Below are 13,953 nucleotides of genomic sequence, written 5' to 3'. Positions count from 1 at the left end.
TGTCCGGCGTTCGCGGCGACGGTCCGCGCGGGGTTGCCGGGGGCGAGGGCCGTAGGGGCGGCGATCATTCTCTTGGAACGGAATGACGGTCGTGCTACGGCGCCTGTCATAATGGTGCGCCCTCTTATCGCGGTCCTCAACGGACCCAACCTCAACATGCTCGGACTGCGCCAGCCGGACGTCTACGGTCGGACGACCCTGGACGACGTGGAGCAGATCTGCATCCAGGCCGCCGAACGGCTGGATGTCGCCATCGACTTCCGCCAGACCAACGGTGAAGGCGAGCTGGTGTCGTGGGTCCAGGAATGCCGGAACCGCGCGCGGGGCATCGTCATCAACCCGGCCGCCTATGGCCATACCTCGATCGCCCTGCTCGACGCGCTGCTGGCCGTCGACCTGCCGGTGATCGAGGTGCATATCTCCAACATTCATCGGCGTGAGGACTTCCGCCACCATACCTACTGCTCCCGGGCGGCCGCAGGCGTTATCTGCGGGCTGGGGGTGCGCGGGTATGCGCTGGCGCTTCAGGCGATGACAGACATGATTCTGGACGAGGACGATCGATGAGCCGACTGCTCGTGGACGCGGATGCCATTCGGGCATTGGCTGAAATCCTGACCGAAACCGGCCTGACCGAGATCGAGATCGCGGAGAAGGACAACCGCATCCGCGTCGTCCGCGCCGCCGCCGGCCAGGTCCATGCCCTGCCCGCCGCCGCCCCGGTCGCGATCCCCGCCGCCGCGGCCGCGCCGGTCGCCCCCGTCGACCCGGCCAAGCATCCGGGCGCGGTCACCAGCCCGATGGTCGGCATCGCCTACCTGACGCCGGACCCCAGCGCGCCACCCTTCGTCACCGAAGGCCAGACGGTCGCCGCCGGCCAGACCCTGATGCTGATCGAGGCGATGAAGACCTTCAACCAGATCAAGGCCCCGCGCGGCGGCACGCTGAAGGCGCTGCTGGTGGCGTCGGGCGATCCGGTCGAGTTCGGCGAAGCCCTGGCCATCATCGAGTAATGTTCGCCAAGATCCTCATCGCCAATCGTGGCGAAATCGCCCTTCGGGTCCTGCGCGCATGCCGCGAGCTGGGCATTCGCACGGTCGCCGTCCATTCCACCGCCGACGCGGATGCCATGCATGTCCGCCTGGCCGACGAGGCCGTGTGCATCGGGCCGCCGGCCACGCGGGATTCGTACCTGAACGTCGCCGCCATCCTGTCGGCCGCGACCATCACCGGCGCCGACGCGATCCATCCGGGCTACGGCTTCCTGTCGGAAAACGCCGATTTCGCCGAGACGGTCGAGGCCCACGGCCTGGCCTTCATCGGGCCGACCGGCGCCCATATCCGCATGATGGGCGACAAGATCACCGCCAAGACCACCATGAAGGCCCTGGGCGTGCCCCTGGTCCCCGGGTCGGACGGCGCGCTGGCCAGCCTGGAGGACGCCCGCGCGGTGGCCGAACAGGTCGGCTATCCGGTGCTGATCAAGGCGACGGCGGGCGGCGGCGGGCGCGGCATGAAGGTCGCGCACACCGCCGACGAGCTGGAAGAGGCCTGGAGCGTCGCGCGCACCGAGGCCCGCACGGCTTTCGGCAATGACGAGGTCTATCTCGAAAAATACATGGACCGCCCCCGGCATATCGAGCTGCAGATCCTGGCCGATTCCCACGGCAACGTGGTGCATTTCGGCGAGCGCGACTGCTCGTTGCAGCGGCGGCACCAGAAACTGCTGGAAGAGGCCGGGTCGCCGGCCCTGACGGCCGAGCAGCGCGACGCCATCGGCGCCACCGCCACGGCGGCCCTGCGCAAGCTGGGCTACCGCAACGCTGGCACGCTGGAATTCCTGTACCAGGACGGGCAGTTCTGCTTCATCGAGATGAACACCCGCCTGCAGGTGGAACATCCGGTGACCGAAATGGTCTGCGACGTCGATCTGGTGCGCGAGCAGATCCGCATCGCGGCCGGGCAGGCCCTGGGCTACGACCAGTCGGACATCCGTTTTTCCGGCCATGCGATCGAATGCCGGATTAATGCCGAGGACCCGGCGACCTTCCTGCCGACCCCCGGCACCATCACCATGTTCCACCCGCCGGGCGGCCTGGGCGTGCGCATCGACAGCGCGCTGTACACCGGCTACCGCGTGCCGCCCTATTACGACAGCATGATCGGCAAGCTGATCGTGCACGCCCCGACCCGCGCCGAAGCCATCGCGCGCATGCGCCGCGCGCTGGACGAGTTCGTGATCGAAGGCGTCAAGACGGTGATCCCGCTGCATCGGCAGATCCTGGACGACCCCGAGTTCCAGAAGGGCGAGTACACCATCCACTGGCTGGAACGCTTCGTCTCCTCGCGCACGTAACGGCCCGGGCAAGGGCCTCGGCCCTTGCATTCCATTCGTTCCATAAAGTCCTGGTCAGCCAATTTGGGCGGCCGACCACGCCGATGAGGGGCGCAACAACCCCGTTGCGCCCTTAAGTGGGCGCGTACGGGCAACGCTCTTGCCTGTCGTCAGTCCGCATTCATGACCGATGCCGGATCACGCGCGGCCCGGGCCAGTTCCGGTGCGTCGGCCGACAGGGTGCCGTGGAAGCCGCGGCGCAGCATCGCCGTCCAGCCTTCCATCCAGTCATTGGCCTGGTGCACGAAGCGTTCGGCGCCCGGGTTCTGCGGCAGAAGCTGCTTCATCCATTTGTCGGGCGGGGCCGGCAGGGTCATCGTGCCCTTGCGGGCGGGGCTCAGCAGGATGGTCACGTTTTCGATATTCGCGCCGTGGTCGGCGGCGATTTCGGCATAATCCCAGGTCGCCACCAGCATGACGTAGGGAATGGGGAAGCCCAGCACGTGCAGGCGGTTGAAGGCGGTCTGGATATCGATGCTGTCGCTCAACGGCTGCCCTTCGATCTGGACGTGGCCGGTGAACCAGCATTCCATCACCTTGGGGTCGGTCGTAATGACGCGTGACAGATAATTCCGGTCGTCGTGGCAGCCATTGTTCATGGCATCGACGGTCGAGAGCGGCAGGGATTGCGTGCTGCCGCGGGCGATAATGACGCCGGTGACGACCCCGCCCTCGGCCCGTACCAGGACGTTGCTCAGCAATTCGCCGTGCGGGCCGCTTTGCGTCGTCAGCACAGGGTGCCAGGTACCGGCCGGCAGCGGCAGGATGCGCCCGGCAAAGGGAATCGCCCCCGACAGGTCGGACGTGATCGGCGGCGCCGCGACCTGTGTGCCCCCCGGCCCGCCAGCCCCCGGCGCGCCGCTCCCGTCGGCCTGCTGGCCGGGTGGTGGTGCGTCGGGCGGCGCATCGGGCGAGGGGGCGGCGTCGGGCGCCGGCGCGGGCGGGGGTGTGCTGCGGCCCAGCGTGCGGTTGATCCGGTCGATGACGGGCTGCAGCGCCGGAATCGCCCGCGTCAGGTACGCCGGCGGATACAGCAGCGTCAGCGCCGTGAAGATCAGGATGGAAAACACACACGTGCGCCACAGCGGCGCACGATGCCAGAGACGGGAGGCAGCGGACATTCAGACGAACCGGGGCAAGGGAATGGAGGGGTGGATCAGCGGGCGATCCGTGCCCGCTGTGCCTCGGCATCGTTCGCGATTTCGGCGGTGACGCCGTTCTCGCCCGACACGACGCGCACCAGCTTGGCGCCCTGCTGGCGGGCGGAAATCAGCGAATCGCTCATCATGTCCTCGATGGAACGGACCAGGTCGCGGGCGCTGGCGGCCGCCCCCATCCGATTCTGCCGCCGCATGACCTCGAACAGCAGGGACGGGTCGATGCCGCCGGTCTCGACCTTCAGGCCGTAGCTGTCGATCATCGCCTCGATCTCCAGCGCCGCGACGCGGGCGACATCCAGGCCGGTCAGCGACCGGAAGACGAAGATGCGGTCCAGGCGGTTCAGCACCTCGGGGGCAAAGCCGGCCTGGCGCAGGGCCTCGACCGACTCGGCGCGCATGCGGTCGGGCTCATCCGCCAGGCGGTCGGCAATTTCCGACAGGGCCTCGGTCGCGATGTTGGACGTCAGCACGAAGATGGACCGCACGGTCGAGACCTGCTGCCCGGTCGAGGCCTCGGTCACATGGCCGTCGTTCCACGCGGTCAGGAATTTCTTGAAGACGTCGGGATGCGCCTTCTCGATTTCGTCCAGCAGCACGACGGCATCGGGCTTTTCCTTCAGGCCGCCGGTCAGCTTGCCGAACGTGTCGGACCCGACATAGCCCTTGGGCGAGCCGAACAGCTGCGTCGCCGCGTGCGGCGAGCTCATCTGCGTCATGTCGAAATGCAGCAGCGGCCGGTCCAGCAGCCGGGCCATCTGCTTGGCCAGGTAGGTCTTGCCGGTGCCCGGCGGGCCGGCCAGCAGGAAGATCCCCACCGGCTTGCCGCGCACCTGCAACGCCATCCGGCGGCGCAGCTGGGCGGCGATGTCCTCGCACACCTGGTCCTGGCCGATGACGCGCGCGCGCATCCCGGCCGCCAGTTCCTCGGCGTCGATGACCGTTTCCCTGCGTTCCTGCGCCATCATTTCTTCCAGCGCGGTGCGGTTGGTCAGTCTGGCTAATACATCCATCATCCATCCCCGTCGGCGTCGGAGCCCCTTGCGTGCCAGCCGTTCGGCGCGGGTCTCGAACATCAGTCCCGCCAGGGCCAGAAGGCTGCTCCCGGCCGTCAGCACGGGAAAGGCCGGCCCACACCATTCCATGAAATGGGAAAGGCTGGCGAGTGAAAGATGCAGCGACGCCGCGGCCTGCAGGCTCGCCAGAATCAGGAAGATCACCATCATCACCGGCATCAGCCGGTTCAGGGCGGGCAGAAGCGCCTTCATTGGACGATCACATTCAGCACAAGCATCTCATCGCGATGGATCACGGGCAGCGGCGTCGGGCCCAGCACGGTGATGGCCCCCGGCGCCACCCCCGCCGGTCCCGGATCGACCACCGGCGCGATATCGACCTCGCCGGATATGCGGATCGGCAGCAGCACGACACGCGGCTGCGCGCCCAGCGGTACGGTCTGGGCGATGCCGCCCGAGCGTACGGTGACGACCCCGCCGGTCCCGGCCTCGTCATAGATCGGCATGCGTACCAGCCGGTATTCGCGGCGCTTGATGCCCGCCAGGATCGTCGCCTGCTGGTCCGGCGATAGGCCCGATTGCTGCAACGCCTGCGGGGCGTTGTCGGGTGACACCATGGCGAACTGCTCGACGGCGGTCAGGCTGTGGGCGGCCGCGGGCATGGCGCCGCCGGCCGCGTCGCTGACGGCGGCCGCGGGCCGGGGGGCCTCGTTCGCCATCCGGGCGCTGAAGCCCGCGGCGACGATCACGCCTGCCGCAAGCCCGTACCACAGCGCCCGGCGGCTGCCGGGGCCGGAGTCGTCCGGTGCGGGTCGTGTCGCGGGGTCTGGCACCTGCGTCATGGCCCGCATCATGCGGGTGGCGGCGGCCGGCGTGCAAGTATCGAAAGGATGATCTGATTGTAATGTAATGTGCCGTACACGGCCTTGTGCGACGGCCCGGCACCGGGACCTTGCAGTGGGGCGCATTGTGGCCTATATCCGCACCATTCCTTCATCTTCCGCTTTTTTGGGGGGTGGCCTGACCGGCCGCCTTTTTTGTCTTGGACGCAGATCTGCCTTTCCTGACCGGCCTTGACGCCAAGCTGGCCGCCATCGTGGCGCCCGTGCTGGCGGACATGGGATTCGAACTGGTGCGGGTCGCGGTCCTGGGCCGCGAAAGCCCCACGGTCCAGATCATGGCCGACCGCGCCGACGGCACGCTGATCCGTATCGAGGATTGCGAGCAGATCAGTCACGCGGTGGGCGCGGTTCTGGATGTCGAGGACCCGCTGCCCGGCGTATGGACGCTGGAAGTATCCTCGGCGGGAATCGACCGCCCCCTGACGCGGGTGAAGGACTGGAACCGCTTCGCCGGCCATCTGGCCAAGGCCGAGGTGAATATCCCCATCAACGGCCGCAAGCGCTTTGCCGGTATCCTGCTGGGCGCCGACGATAATGTCGGACGGTTGCGCCTGGAAGACGGGACCGAGGCGGCCCTGCCGCTGTCGGACCTGCGCAAGGCACGGCTGGTCCTGACCGATGAACTGATCGCGGCCAGCGCCCACATGATGGGTGTGCCCGACGCCGCGGAGGCCGAGCCCTCCGCCGGGGCCGAAGCCCCGGAATCGACCCCGAAGCCCGGCCCCGCGCCGGTGCGCAAGACCCACTGAGACGCCTTGGAGGCTCTGATGGATACGTCCGTTTCCCGTCCTGAACTGCTGCTGGTGGCCGACGCCGTCGCGCGAGAGAAGGCGATCGACCGGGAAGAGGTGCTGGAGGCGATGGAGCAGGCCATCCAGAAGGCTGGCCGCGCCAAGTACGGGCACGAAAAGGATATCCGCGCGACCATCGACCGCCGGACCGGCGACGTTCGCCTGTCCCGCTGGACCGAGGCCGTCGAGGTCGTGGAGAACGAGGAAACGCAGATCCCGCTCCATATCGCGCGCAAGTTCAAGCCCGAGATCCAGCTGGGCGAGCATCTGATCGACCCGCTGCCGCCGATCGATTTCGGCCGCATCGCCGCCCAGACCGCCAAGCAGGTGATCGTCCAGCGCGTGCGCGAATACGAGCGCAAGCGCCAGTACGACGAATTCAAGGACCGCGTGGGCGAGATCGTGAACGGCACCGTCAAGCGGACCGAGTACGGCAACCTGATGGTCGAGATCGGCAGTTCCGAGGCGCTGCTGCGCCGTGACGAGCTGATCGCGCGCGAAAGCTTCCGCAATTCCGACCGCGTGCGGGCCTATATCTACGACGTGCGCGACGAGCCGCGCGGCCCGCAGATCTTCCTGTCGCGCACCCATCCGGCCTTCCTGGCCAAGCTGTTCGCGCAGGAAGTGCCCGAGATCTATGACGGCATCATCGAGATCAAGGCCGTGGCCCGCGATCCCGGATCGCGCGCCAAGATGGCGGTGATTTCGCGCGACGCCTCGATCGACCCGGTCGGCGCCTGCGTCGGCATGCGCGGATCGCGCGTGCAGGCGGTGGTGCAGGAACTGCAGGGCGAGAAGATCGACATCATTCCCTGGAGCCCGCAGGCCGCGACCTTCGTGGTCAACGCGCTGGCGCCCGCCGAAGTCACCAAGGTGGTGATGGACGAGGAAGCCGGCCGGGTCGAGGTCGTGGTCCCTGACGAGCAGCTCAGCCTTGCGATCGGCCGGCGCGGCCAGAACGTCCGCCTGGCCAGCCAGCTGACCCGCTGGGACATCGACATCCTGACCGAGGCCGAGGAATCCGAGCGTCGGCAGGAAGAATTCCGCCGCCGCAGCAACCTGTTCGTCGAGGCGCTGGACGTCGATGACGTCATCGCCGGCCTGCTGGTGACCGAAGGCTTCCATTCGATCGAGGAGCTGGCCTACGCCGACGCCGACGAACTGGCCGAGATCGAAGGCTTCGACGAGGACGTGGCCGGCGAGCTGGTCCGCCGCGCCGAGGGCTTCCTGGCCCGACGCGAGGACGAACTGGATGAGAAGCGCCGCGGCCTGGGCGTGTCGGACGACATCGCCGTGCTGGGCGTGTTCTCGAACCAGATGCTGGTCACGCTGGGCGAGAAGGGTGTCAAGACGCTCGACGACCTGGCCGATCTGGCAGGCGACGAACTGGTCGAGATGCTGGGTGGCGACGTGATCGACGAGGAAGCGGCAAACGAGATCATCATGGCCGCCCGCGCCCACTGGTTCGAGGGCGAGCCGGCCGCGCCGGCCGCGGCCACGGAAGGGGAGGCGTCCGACGCCTGATCGGCGGGCGATCGCACGACACGGCATGGATCGGGACATGGACATGGGCGGGGACCTGGGCGAGAACCAGGAGATCGACCGGGAAGAGGAGGACGAACGCGGGCCGCTGCGGCGCTGCATCGTCACCCGCGACCGCGCGTCGCCCGAGACCATGGTGCGCTTTGTCCTGTCTCCGGACCGGATTTTGACGCCTGATCTTTCTGCGCGTCTGCCCGGACGGGGAATCTGGTTGAGCGCGCGGCGGGATGTGCTAGAAACGGCCCGGACTCGGGGGGCGTTTGCACGTGCCGCCCGTGGACAGGTTGTCGTTCCACCCGATTTGGCCGATATCCTGGAAAGCGGACTTCTGCGCCGGATGATGGATACAGTGGGACTTGCGCGGCGTGCCGGGCAGGTTGTCTGCGGCTTCGCCAAGGTGCGGGAATGGATTGCGGGCGGTCGCGCCGGTCTGGTCATCCAGGCCGAGGACGGCAGCCCGGACGAGAGGGCGAGGCTGTTGTCCGGCGCACGGGACCTTCCGGTTATGGAAATTCCTACGGCGGCGGGTCTGGGGGCGGCATTCGGCCGCGACCATGTCGTGCATGCGGCGATGTCGCATGGCGAGCTGGCGCGGCGTTTCCGCGTCGATAATGAACGTTTTACGGGGCTGTCCGGCAGGACGGTCCCCGGTTCGGCGGACCGATCCGCCGGACGGGTGTGAACAGGCGGGTACATGAGCGAAGGCAACGATCAGGATCAGGGTAAGGGACGCTTGTCCCTGCGGCCGGCGGGCCGGAGGGAGGTCGGACGGACGGTCGATGGTGGCTCCGTGCGACAGAGTTTCAGCCATGGTCGTTCGAAGGTGGTTCAGGTCGAGGTGCGCAAGAAGCGCGGCCCCGGTCCGGCCCCCGCGGGCAGCGGCTCCGGTCCGTCCGGCGGCGGCAGGGCCGGCGGACGGGGCGGCAGCGGCGGCGGTCGTGCGCTGACCGCGGCCGAACTCGCCACCCGCCAGCGCGTCCTCGATGAGCAGCGGGCCGAGTCCCTCCGCCGCGAGCAGGAACGGCGCGAGCAGGAAAAGATCATGATCCTGTCCGCCGCCGAAGAGGCGCGCCGACGGGAAGAAGACGCGCGCCGTGCCGCCGAGGACGAGGCGCGCGCGCAGGAGGAAGCCCAGGCCGAGGCCCGCGCGCAGGAAGCCGAGCGCCGTGCGGCGCAGGCTGCCGGCCGGCCCGAGCCCGAGCCCGAACCCGCCGTGGGCGGTCCGGTCGTATCGGCCGTGCCCATTCCCGGCGCGGTCACCCTGGCCCCGCCGATGGAGCGCCTGCGCCCGCTGGCCGAACGCGCCATCATGCCGGCCCGTCCGGTCACGCCCAGCAGCCGTCCGGCCGCAGCCCCGGCCCCGGCGGCAGCGCCCGGCGAGACGCTGCGCCTGCGCACCGGCCGCGCCGCGGAAGGCGATGACGACCGTCGGCCCGCGCGCCGTCCCGGCGGCAGCGTGGTTCCGCCCCGCAAGCCGTCCGCCTCGCCCAAGAAGGGTGGCGACAGCCGCCGTTCGGGCCGCATCGACGTCCAGGCGGCGATCGAGGGCGACGACGACAAGACCCGTTCGCTGGCGTCGGTTCGCCGCCAGCGCGAGCGTGAGCGCCGCCAGGCGGAACTGGAGCGTCTGCGTGCCGACCAGGTGCGCGTGGTGCGCGACGTCGTGCTGCCGGAAACCATCACGGTCCAGGAACTGGCCAACCGTATGGCGGCCCGTCAGGGCGAGGTCATCAAGGCCCTGATGAAGATGGGCGTGATGGCGACCGTCACCCAGTCGCTGGATGCCGACACCGCCGAGCTGGTGGTGCAGGAATTCGGCCACCGCGTCCGCCGCGTCGCCGACAGCGATGTCGAGATCGGCATCGAAGGCATCGAGGACCTGCCCGAGGACCTGCGGCCCCGTCCGCCGGTCGTTACCGTCATGGGCCATGTCGACCACGGCAAGACGTCGCTGCTGGATGCCCTGCGCACCACCGACATTGCCGCGGCCGAGGCCGGCGGCATCACGCAGCATATCGGCGCCTATCAGGTCACGCTGGAATCCGGGGCGAAGATCACCTTCATCGACACCCCGGGCCACGAGGCGTTCACCGCCATGCGCGCCCGCGGCGCGTCGGTGACGGACGTGGTCGTGCTGGTGGTCGCGGCGGATGACGGCGTGATGCCGCAGACGATCGAGGCGATCAAGCACGCCAAGGCCGCCAACGCCCCGATCATCGTGGCGATCAACAAGTGCGACAAGCCCGGCGCCAACCCCGACCGCGTGCGCCAGGAACTGCTGTCGCACGAGATCGTGGTCGAGGAGATGGGCGGCGAGACCCAGGATGTCGAAGTCTCGGCGCTGAAGCGCACCGGGCTGGACAAGCTGGAAGAAGCCATCCTGCTGCAGTCGGAAATCCTGGACCTGCGGGTCAATCCCGACCGCGTGGCCGAAGGCTCGGTGATCGAAAGCCGTCTGGACCGTGGACGCGGCCCGGTGGCGACGATCCTGGTCCAGAAGGGCACGCTGCGGCGCGGCGACATCGTGGTGGCGGGGGCCGAATGGGGCCGCGTCCGCGCGATGCTGGACGACCGCAACCGCCAGATCCAGGAAGCCGGCCCCTCGACCCCGGTCGAGGTGCTGGGCATCACCGGCGTCCCCGGCGCAGGCGAACCCTTCGTGGTGGTGGAAAACGAGAATCGCGCCCGCGAAATCTCGGAATTCCGCCAGCGCGTGATCAAGGAGCGCACGGCTGCCGGCCAGACCGCCGCGCGCGGCACGCTGGACCAGATGCTGGCCCGCATCCAGGCAGGCGCGCAGAAGGAAGTCGCCGTCCTGATCAAGGCCGACGTCCAGGGCTCGGCCGAGGCGCTGCAGACCACGGTGCTGAAGCTGGAGCATGAGGAGGTCAAGGTTCGCGTGCTGACGGCCGGCGTGGGCCAGATCACCGAAAGCGACGTGCAACTGGCCAAGGCGTCGGATGCGATCATCATCGCCTTCAACGTCCGCGCCACGACCCAGGCCCGCGAGCTCGCCCAGCGCGAGGGCGTGGACATCCGCTACTACTCGATCATCTACCAGGTGGCGGACGACGTCGAACAGCTGGTCAAGGGCAAGGTGGCGCCGAAACACCGCGAGAAGTTCCTCGGCTATGCCGAGATCCGCAAGGTGTTCGACATCACCAAGGTCGGCAAGGTCGCCGGTTGCTACGTCACCGAAGGCGTGGTCAAGCGCGGCTGCGGTGTGCGCCTGCTGCGCGACAACGTCGTGGTTCACCAGGGCGACCTCAGCCAGCTCAAGCGCTTCAAGGACGACGTCAAGGAAGTGGCGCGCGGCTACGAGTGCGGTCTCTCCTTCGCCGGCTACAACGACCTGCGCGAAGGCGATATGGTCGAGTGCTACGAAATGGAGCTCGTCCCTGCATGAGCCGCAATCCCACACGAGGGAAGGTGACTACGGCGGGGCCGGCGGGGAAACTCGCCGGCCATGCTGCTTCCGGACCCTCGCAGCGCCAGCTTCGCGTGGCGGAAGAGGTGCGGCGCGTGCTGGCGGATCTGTTCGCCCGCACCGAATTCCGCGACCCCGACCTGTCCGACGCCCGCATCACGGTGACCGAGGTCCGGATTTCCCCCGACCTCAAACATGCCACCGCGTTCGTCGCCCGGCTGGGCCGCAGCGACGTCGAATCGCTGCTGCCGGCGCTGAAGCGCGCAGCACCCTTCCTGCGGTCGCGCCTGTCCTCGGGCGTGCGCCTGCGCCAGGTGCCGGAAATCCATTTCCAGCCCGACACTGCGCTGGATTACGCCATGGAAGTCGACGCGCTGCTGAAGCAGCCGGACGTCGCCCGCGACCTCGACTGAAAATCCGTCCGTAGACGCGATTTGCCGGCGGTCCGACGCGCGTTTTCTGTGCTTCGGTGCCACGGCCATCAAGGCCGCTCCGCTCCGATGCCCGGAAACACACGACGGGCGTGCCGCTTTGCGGCACTCTCACTCAGCAAATCGCGTCTACGAAATCGCGCGTTTCAGGCACGCTGACGGTTGAGACCATTGCCCGCTCGGGCCCTGCCGGCTATCAAAGATAGTGTGTCGGGAGTTTTCGAAATGATCCAGCGTCACCGCTAAAGCGGCAAGGCATTTGCACGCGGCGCAACCCGCCGTCTGGTCTCTATTTCGAGAATATCATGCAAAGACTGAATGCAAAAACGTGCGTCGTTACCGGCGCTGCGCGCGGCATCGGCCGTGCGATTGCTGCCCGCTTCCACCGTGAAGGCGGCATCGTCATCGTTACCGACCTGAATGAGACCGCCGGTGCTGCGACAGCAGCGGAAATCGGGTGCCATTTCGCAAAGCTCGACGTGCGGGAAGAGGCCGATTGGTTTCAGATGGACGAGCAGCCGGCATGGCTGACACGAGATCTCGTGAGTGCGAAGGCCTGGCTGCGCCATCGCCGCCGCGGGGGCCGCTCGGTGGGCATGCTGACCAGTTCAGGCGCAGTACGGCTTGTTGCTGATGGCGTGCCACTGGCACCGCGATCCAACGAACTAGAATCAATCGGCCACTGGTTCCTGAAGCCCTATTCCGACTTCCGAAGCGCAGGCGCGCTGGAGACACCGATGAGCGAGTTCGGTTGTCAGGGCCTTGAACTTGACTACGTCTGTCTATGCTGGGGTGGTGATCTCATCTGATCTGGCGAGACTTGGAGCCCGCGGATGATGCGCGCCCCGAATTGGCAGATGGTCCGAGATGCGGATAAGCGACGGTTTCGTCTCAACGGTTACCGCGTGCTGCTTACGCGCGCGCGGGCTGGGTCAATCATCTTTGTGCCGAGAGGCGACGACGAGGATCGCACCCGATCGCCAGCAGAGTTCGACGCCATTGCCCGCGCCCTTGCAATGTCGGGCTGCCGACCTCTCACCGCTTCTGACGAGCCGCCGCCTGAGGGCAGGGAATATCCGGTTTCGATGTCGCCTGGCTGAGGGTTAGAGACTGAAATGCGGGTCGAAAGTTGACCTATTTGCGAATGATATATTCGTCTTACGCTTAACGACTGGATTTCAAAGGCAAGCCTTTGATGGGGTTCAAGGGGCAAAGCCCCTTGGCGCACCAACCAGCATGGCCGGGTTCCGTTCCACCGCGCGGGCGGCGCGGTGCAGGGCGGGGCCGGCGGCGGCGATGTCGCGTTGGGCGGCGGCCAGGTCCGCGCGTGCGGGTGAGTGTGCGTTTGTCAGTGTAAGTAGGTCGTCGCGTGTCTGTTGCGCCTCGGTCATGGCCGCGCGGGACGATGCGGCCAGGGCCCGGATGTCCGCCCCGCGCGCACCGGCCTGCTGCCGGGCGGTGGCGGCCGTGTGGGCCAGGTCCGTCCGGGTTGTTGCCAGCTCGCGGCCCAGCCTGTGTTCCGTGCGGCGCAGGGTGTTTCCCAGCGTGGCGGCGTCGGCGCGCAGGGCGTCCAGCCTGTCGTGCAGGGGCGGCAGGGCGGTGGACAGGTTCGTCGCGATATGCCGGCCATGGGCAGCGGCCTGCCGGGCTTCGGCCGCCATGGCGTGGACCGGCAGGGTGGTCAGCGTGTGGCGCAGCACCTGCCAGGCGGACAGATGGGCCGGAATTTCCATCAGGGACGACAGGCCGGAATGGCGGGGAGGGCGGCCCCGCGACGGGTCGGGCGCGCGGAAATCCAGGTCGATCCCGACGCGCCCGGTCACCACGCTCTGGCGATGCAGTTCGGCCTCCAGCCCCTGTCCCACCAGATAGGCCACCGTCATGCGCCGGGGGGCGTGCGGCGCCATGCGGATGCGGTCGGGCTCGATACGGATGGTCACCGGCACGGCGACGGTGCGCCGCGCGGGGTCGGCCAGGGCCGCGACCTGTTCGACGCGTCCCAGGGCCACTCCCCGGAACGTGACGGGCGCGCCGGGGCGCAGGCCCGCGACCGGCGTGTCGAAGACGATGACGGCCCGTTCGGTCCGGGCGGCAATGCCGAACTGCCCGATCGAACCCAGGATAGCCAGCCCGATCGCCAGCCCGCCCGCCAAGAACAGGGCGGTCGTCACCCATCCCGCCCGGCCGGGCTGGCCCGGCGCGTGCAGGCATGTCGTCATGGGCGTGGTTTCCGGCCAAAGGTGAGAGGACAGGTTCGTTTTCGCCGCTGGATGGATCGGGGGGAACGGGGCA

At 68.2% G+C, this 13,953-nt stretch carries 13 protein-coding genes; 9 read left to right on the top strand and 4 right to left on the bottom strand.

What is annotated here, in order from left to right; all coding sequences use genetic code 11:
• Positions 1-111: 111 nt before the first annotated feature.
• The 3 genes from aroQ to accC are packed head-to-tail and all read left to right on the top strand — an operon-like array spanning position 112 to position 2,356.
• A complete protein-coding gene (gene aroQ, locus HLH34_RS04035; RefSeq protein WP_183118336.1) occupies positions 112-567 on the top strand; it encodes a type II 3-dehydroquinate dehydratase in 456 nt (151 codons plus the stop codon).
• Positions 564-1,013 carry an acetyl-CoA carboxylase biotin carboxyl carrier protein gene (locus tag HLH34_RS04030; RefSeq protein ID WP_183118335.1) on the top strand — a complete coding sequence of 150 codons (450 nt, stop codon included), beginning with the start codon at positions 564-566 and terminating at the stop codon, positions 1,011-1,013. Before aroQ ends, HLH34_RS04030 begins: the two co-directional genes overlap by 4 nt.
• Positions 1,013-2,356 carry an acetyl-CoA carboxylase biotin carboxylase subunit gene (gene accC / locus HLH34_RS04025; RefSeq protein WP_183118334.1) on the top strand — a complete coding sequence of 448 codons (1,344 nt, stop codon included), beginning with the start codon at positions 1,013-1,015 and terminating at the stop codon, positions 2,354-2,356. Before HLH34_RS04030 ends, accC begins: the two co-directional genes overlap by 1 nt.
• Positions 2,357-2,505: 149 nt before the next feature.
• Here accC and HLH34_RS04020 read toward each other — a convergent pair whose 3' ends face one another.
• Genes HLH34_RS04020 through HLH34_RS04010 form a run of 3 tightly spaced genes read right to left on the bottom strand, consistent with a single transcriptional unit; the run spans position 2,506 to position 5,410 of the window.
• Entirely contained in the window at positions 2,506-3,516 is a 1,011-nt protein-coding gene (locus HLH34_RS04020) for a hypothetical protein (RefSeq protein WP_183118333.1), read from the bottom strand.
• Positions 3,517-3,551: 35 nt separating this feature from the next.
• Positions 3,552-4,820 (bottom strand): AAA family ATPase, encoded by a 1,269-nt coding sequence (locus HLH34_RS04015; RefSeq protein ID WP_183118332.1) that lies wholly within the window; start codon positions 4,818-4,820, stop codon positions 3,552-3,554.
• Positions 4,817-5,410 (bottom strand): hypothetical protein, encoded by a 594-nt coding sequence (locus HLH34_RS04010; RefSeq protein ID WP_183118331.1) that lies wholly within the window; start codon positions 5,408-5,410, stop codon positions 4,817-4,819. The genes HLH34_RS04015 and HLH34_RS04010 overlap by 4 nt, the downstream gene beginning before the upstream one ends.
• A 200-nt stretch (positions 5,411-5,610) precedes the next feature.
• Between HLH34_RS04010 and rimP the strand changes: the two genes are divergently transcribed.
• The 6 genes from rimP to HLH34_RS19790 all read left to right on the top strand — a co-directional run bounded on the left by rimP (position 5,611) and on the right by HLH34_RS19790 (position 12,470).
• On the top strand, positions 5,611-6,219 hold the full coding sequence (gene rimP / locus HLH34_RS04005; RefSeq protein WP_240162140.1) for a ribosome maturation factor RimP: 609 nt from the start codon (positions 5,611-5,613) through the stop codon (positions 6,217-6,219).
• A gap of 18 nt (positions 6,220-6,237) precedes the next feature.
• Positions 6,238-7,785, top strand: coding sequence for a transcription termination factor NusA (nusA, locus tag HLH34_RS04000; protein ID WP_183118330.1), 1,548 nt, complete (start codon positions 6,238-6,240; stop codon positions 7,783-7,785).
• 37 nt (positions 7,786-7,822) lie between these two features.
• Complete coding sequence (locus HLH34_RS03995; RefSeq protein WP_244959625.1) at positions 7,823-8,485, top strand: RNA-binding protein; 663 nt, start codon at positions 7,823-7,825, stop codon at positions 8,483-8,485.
• A gap of 12 nt (positions 8,486-8,497) precedes the next feature.
• On the top strand, positions 8,498-11,209 hold the full coding sequence (infB, locus tag HLH34_RS03990; RefSeq protein WP_183118329.1) for a translation initiation factor IF-2: 2,712 nt from the start codon (positions 8,498-8,500) through the stop codon (positions 11,207-11,209).
• Entirely contained in the window at positions 11,206-11,643 is a 438-nt protein-coding gene (gene rbfA, locus HLH34_RS03985) for a 30S ribosome-binding factor RbfA (RefSeq protein WP_182940619.1), read from the top strand. The genes infB and rbfA overlap by 4 nt, the downstream gene beginning before the upstream one ends.
• Before the next feature lie 323 nt (positions 11,644-11,966).
• Positions 11,967-12,470: an SDR family NAD(P)-dependent oxidoreductase gene (locus tag HLH34_RS19790; RefSeq protein WP_183118328.1), complete on the top strand. Its 504-nt coding sequence runs from the start codon at positions 11,967-11,969 to the stop codon at positions 12,468-12,470.
• A 393-nt stretch (positions 12,471-12,863) separates the two neighbouring features.
• On the opposite strand, the gene HLH34_RS03975 is transcribed toward HLH34_RS19790, so the two are convergent.
• Entirely contained in the window at positions 12,864-13,880 is a 1,017-nt protein-coding gene (locus tag HLH34_RS03975) for an MlaD family protein (protein WP_183118327.1), read from the bottom strand.
• Between the last annotated feature and the right edge of the window lie 73 nt (positions 13,881-13,953).

This window comes from Gluconacetobacter azotocaptans, from assembly GCF_014174355.1.
GTDB lineage: Bacteria > Pseudomonadota > Alphaproteobacteria > Acetobacterales > Acetobacteraceae > Gluconacetobacter > Gluconacetobacter azotocaptans.
This window is presented reverse-complemented; position numbering and strand designations above follow the sequence as displayed.

Coding starts and splice junctions, on each gene's coding strand:
- aroQ (WP_183118336.1), top strand. CDS start 112: ATGGTGCGCCCTCTTATCGCGGTCCTCAACGGACCCAACCTCAACATG.
- HLH34_RS19790 (WP_183118328.1), top strand. CDS start 11,967: ATGCAAAGACTGAATGCAAAAACGTGCGTCGTTACCGGCGCTGCGCGC.
- nusA (WP_183118330.1), top strand. CDS start 6,238: ATGGATACGTCCGTTTCCCGTCCTGAACTGCTGCTGGTGGCCGACGCC.
- HLH34_RS04015 (WP_183118332.1), bottom strand. CDS start 4,820: ATGAAGGCGCTTCTGCCCGCCCTGAACCGGCTGATGCCGGTGATGATG.
- HLH34_RS04020 (WP_183118333.1), bottom strand. CDS start 3,516: ATGTCCGCTGCCTCCCGTCTCTGGCATCGTGCGCCGCTGTGGCGCACG.
- accC (WP_183118334.1), top strand. CDS start 1,013: ATGTTCGCCAAGATCCTCATCGCCAATCGTGGCGAAATCGCCCTTCGG.
- rbfA (WP_182940619.1), top strand. CDS start 11,206: ATGAGCCGCAATCCCACACGAGGGAAGGTGACTACGGCGGGGCCGGCG.
- HLH34_RS04030 (WP_183118335.1), top strand. CDS start 564: ATGAGCCGACTGCTCGTGGACGCGGATGCCATTCGGGCATTGGCTGAA.
- HLH34_RS03995 (WP_244959625.1), top strand. CDS start 7,823: ATGGACATGGGCGGGGACCTGGGCGAGAACCAGGAGATCGACCGGGAA.
- HLH34_RS04010 (WP_183118331.1), bottom strand. CDS start 5,410: ATGACGCAGGTGCCAGACCCCGCGACACGACCCGCACCGGACGACTCC.
- HLH34_RS03975 (WP_183118327.1), bottom strand. CDS start 13,880: ATGACGACATGCCTGCACGCGCCGGGCCAGCCCGGCCGGGCGGGATGG.
- infB (WP_183118329.1), top strand. CDS start 8,498: ATGAGCGAAGGCAACGATCAGGATCAGGGTAAGGGACGCTTGTCCCTG.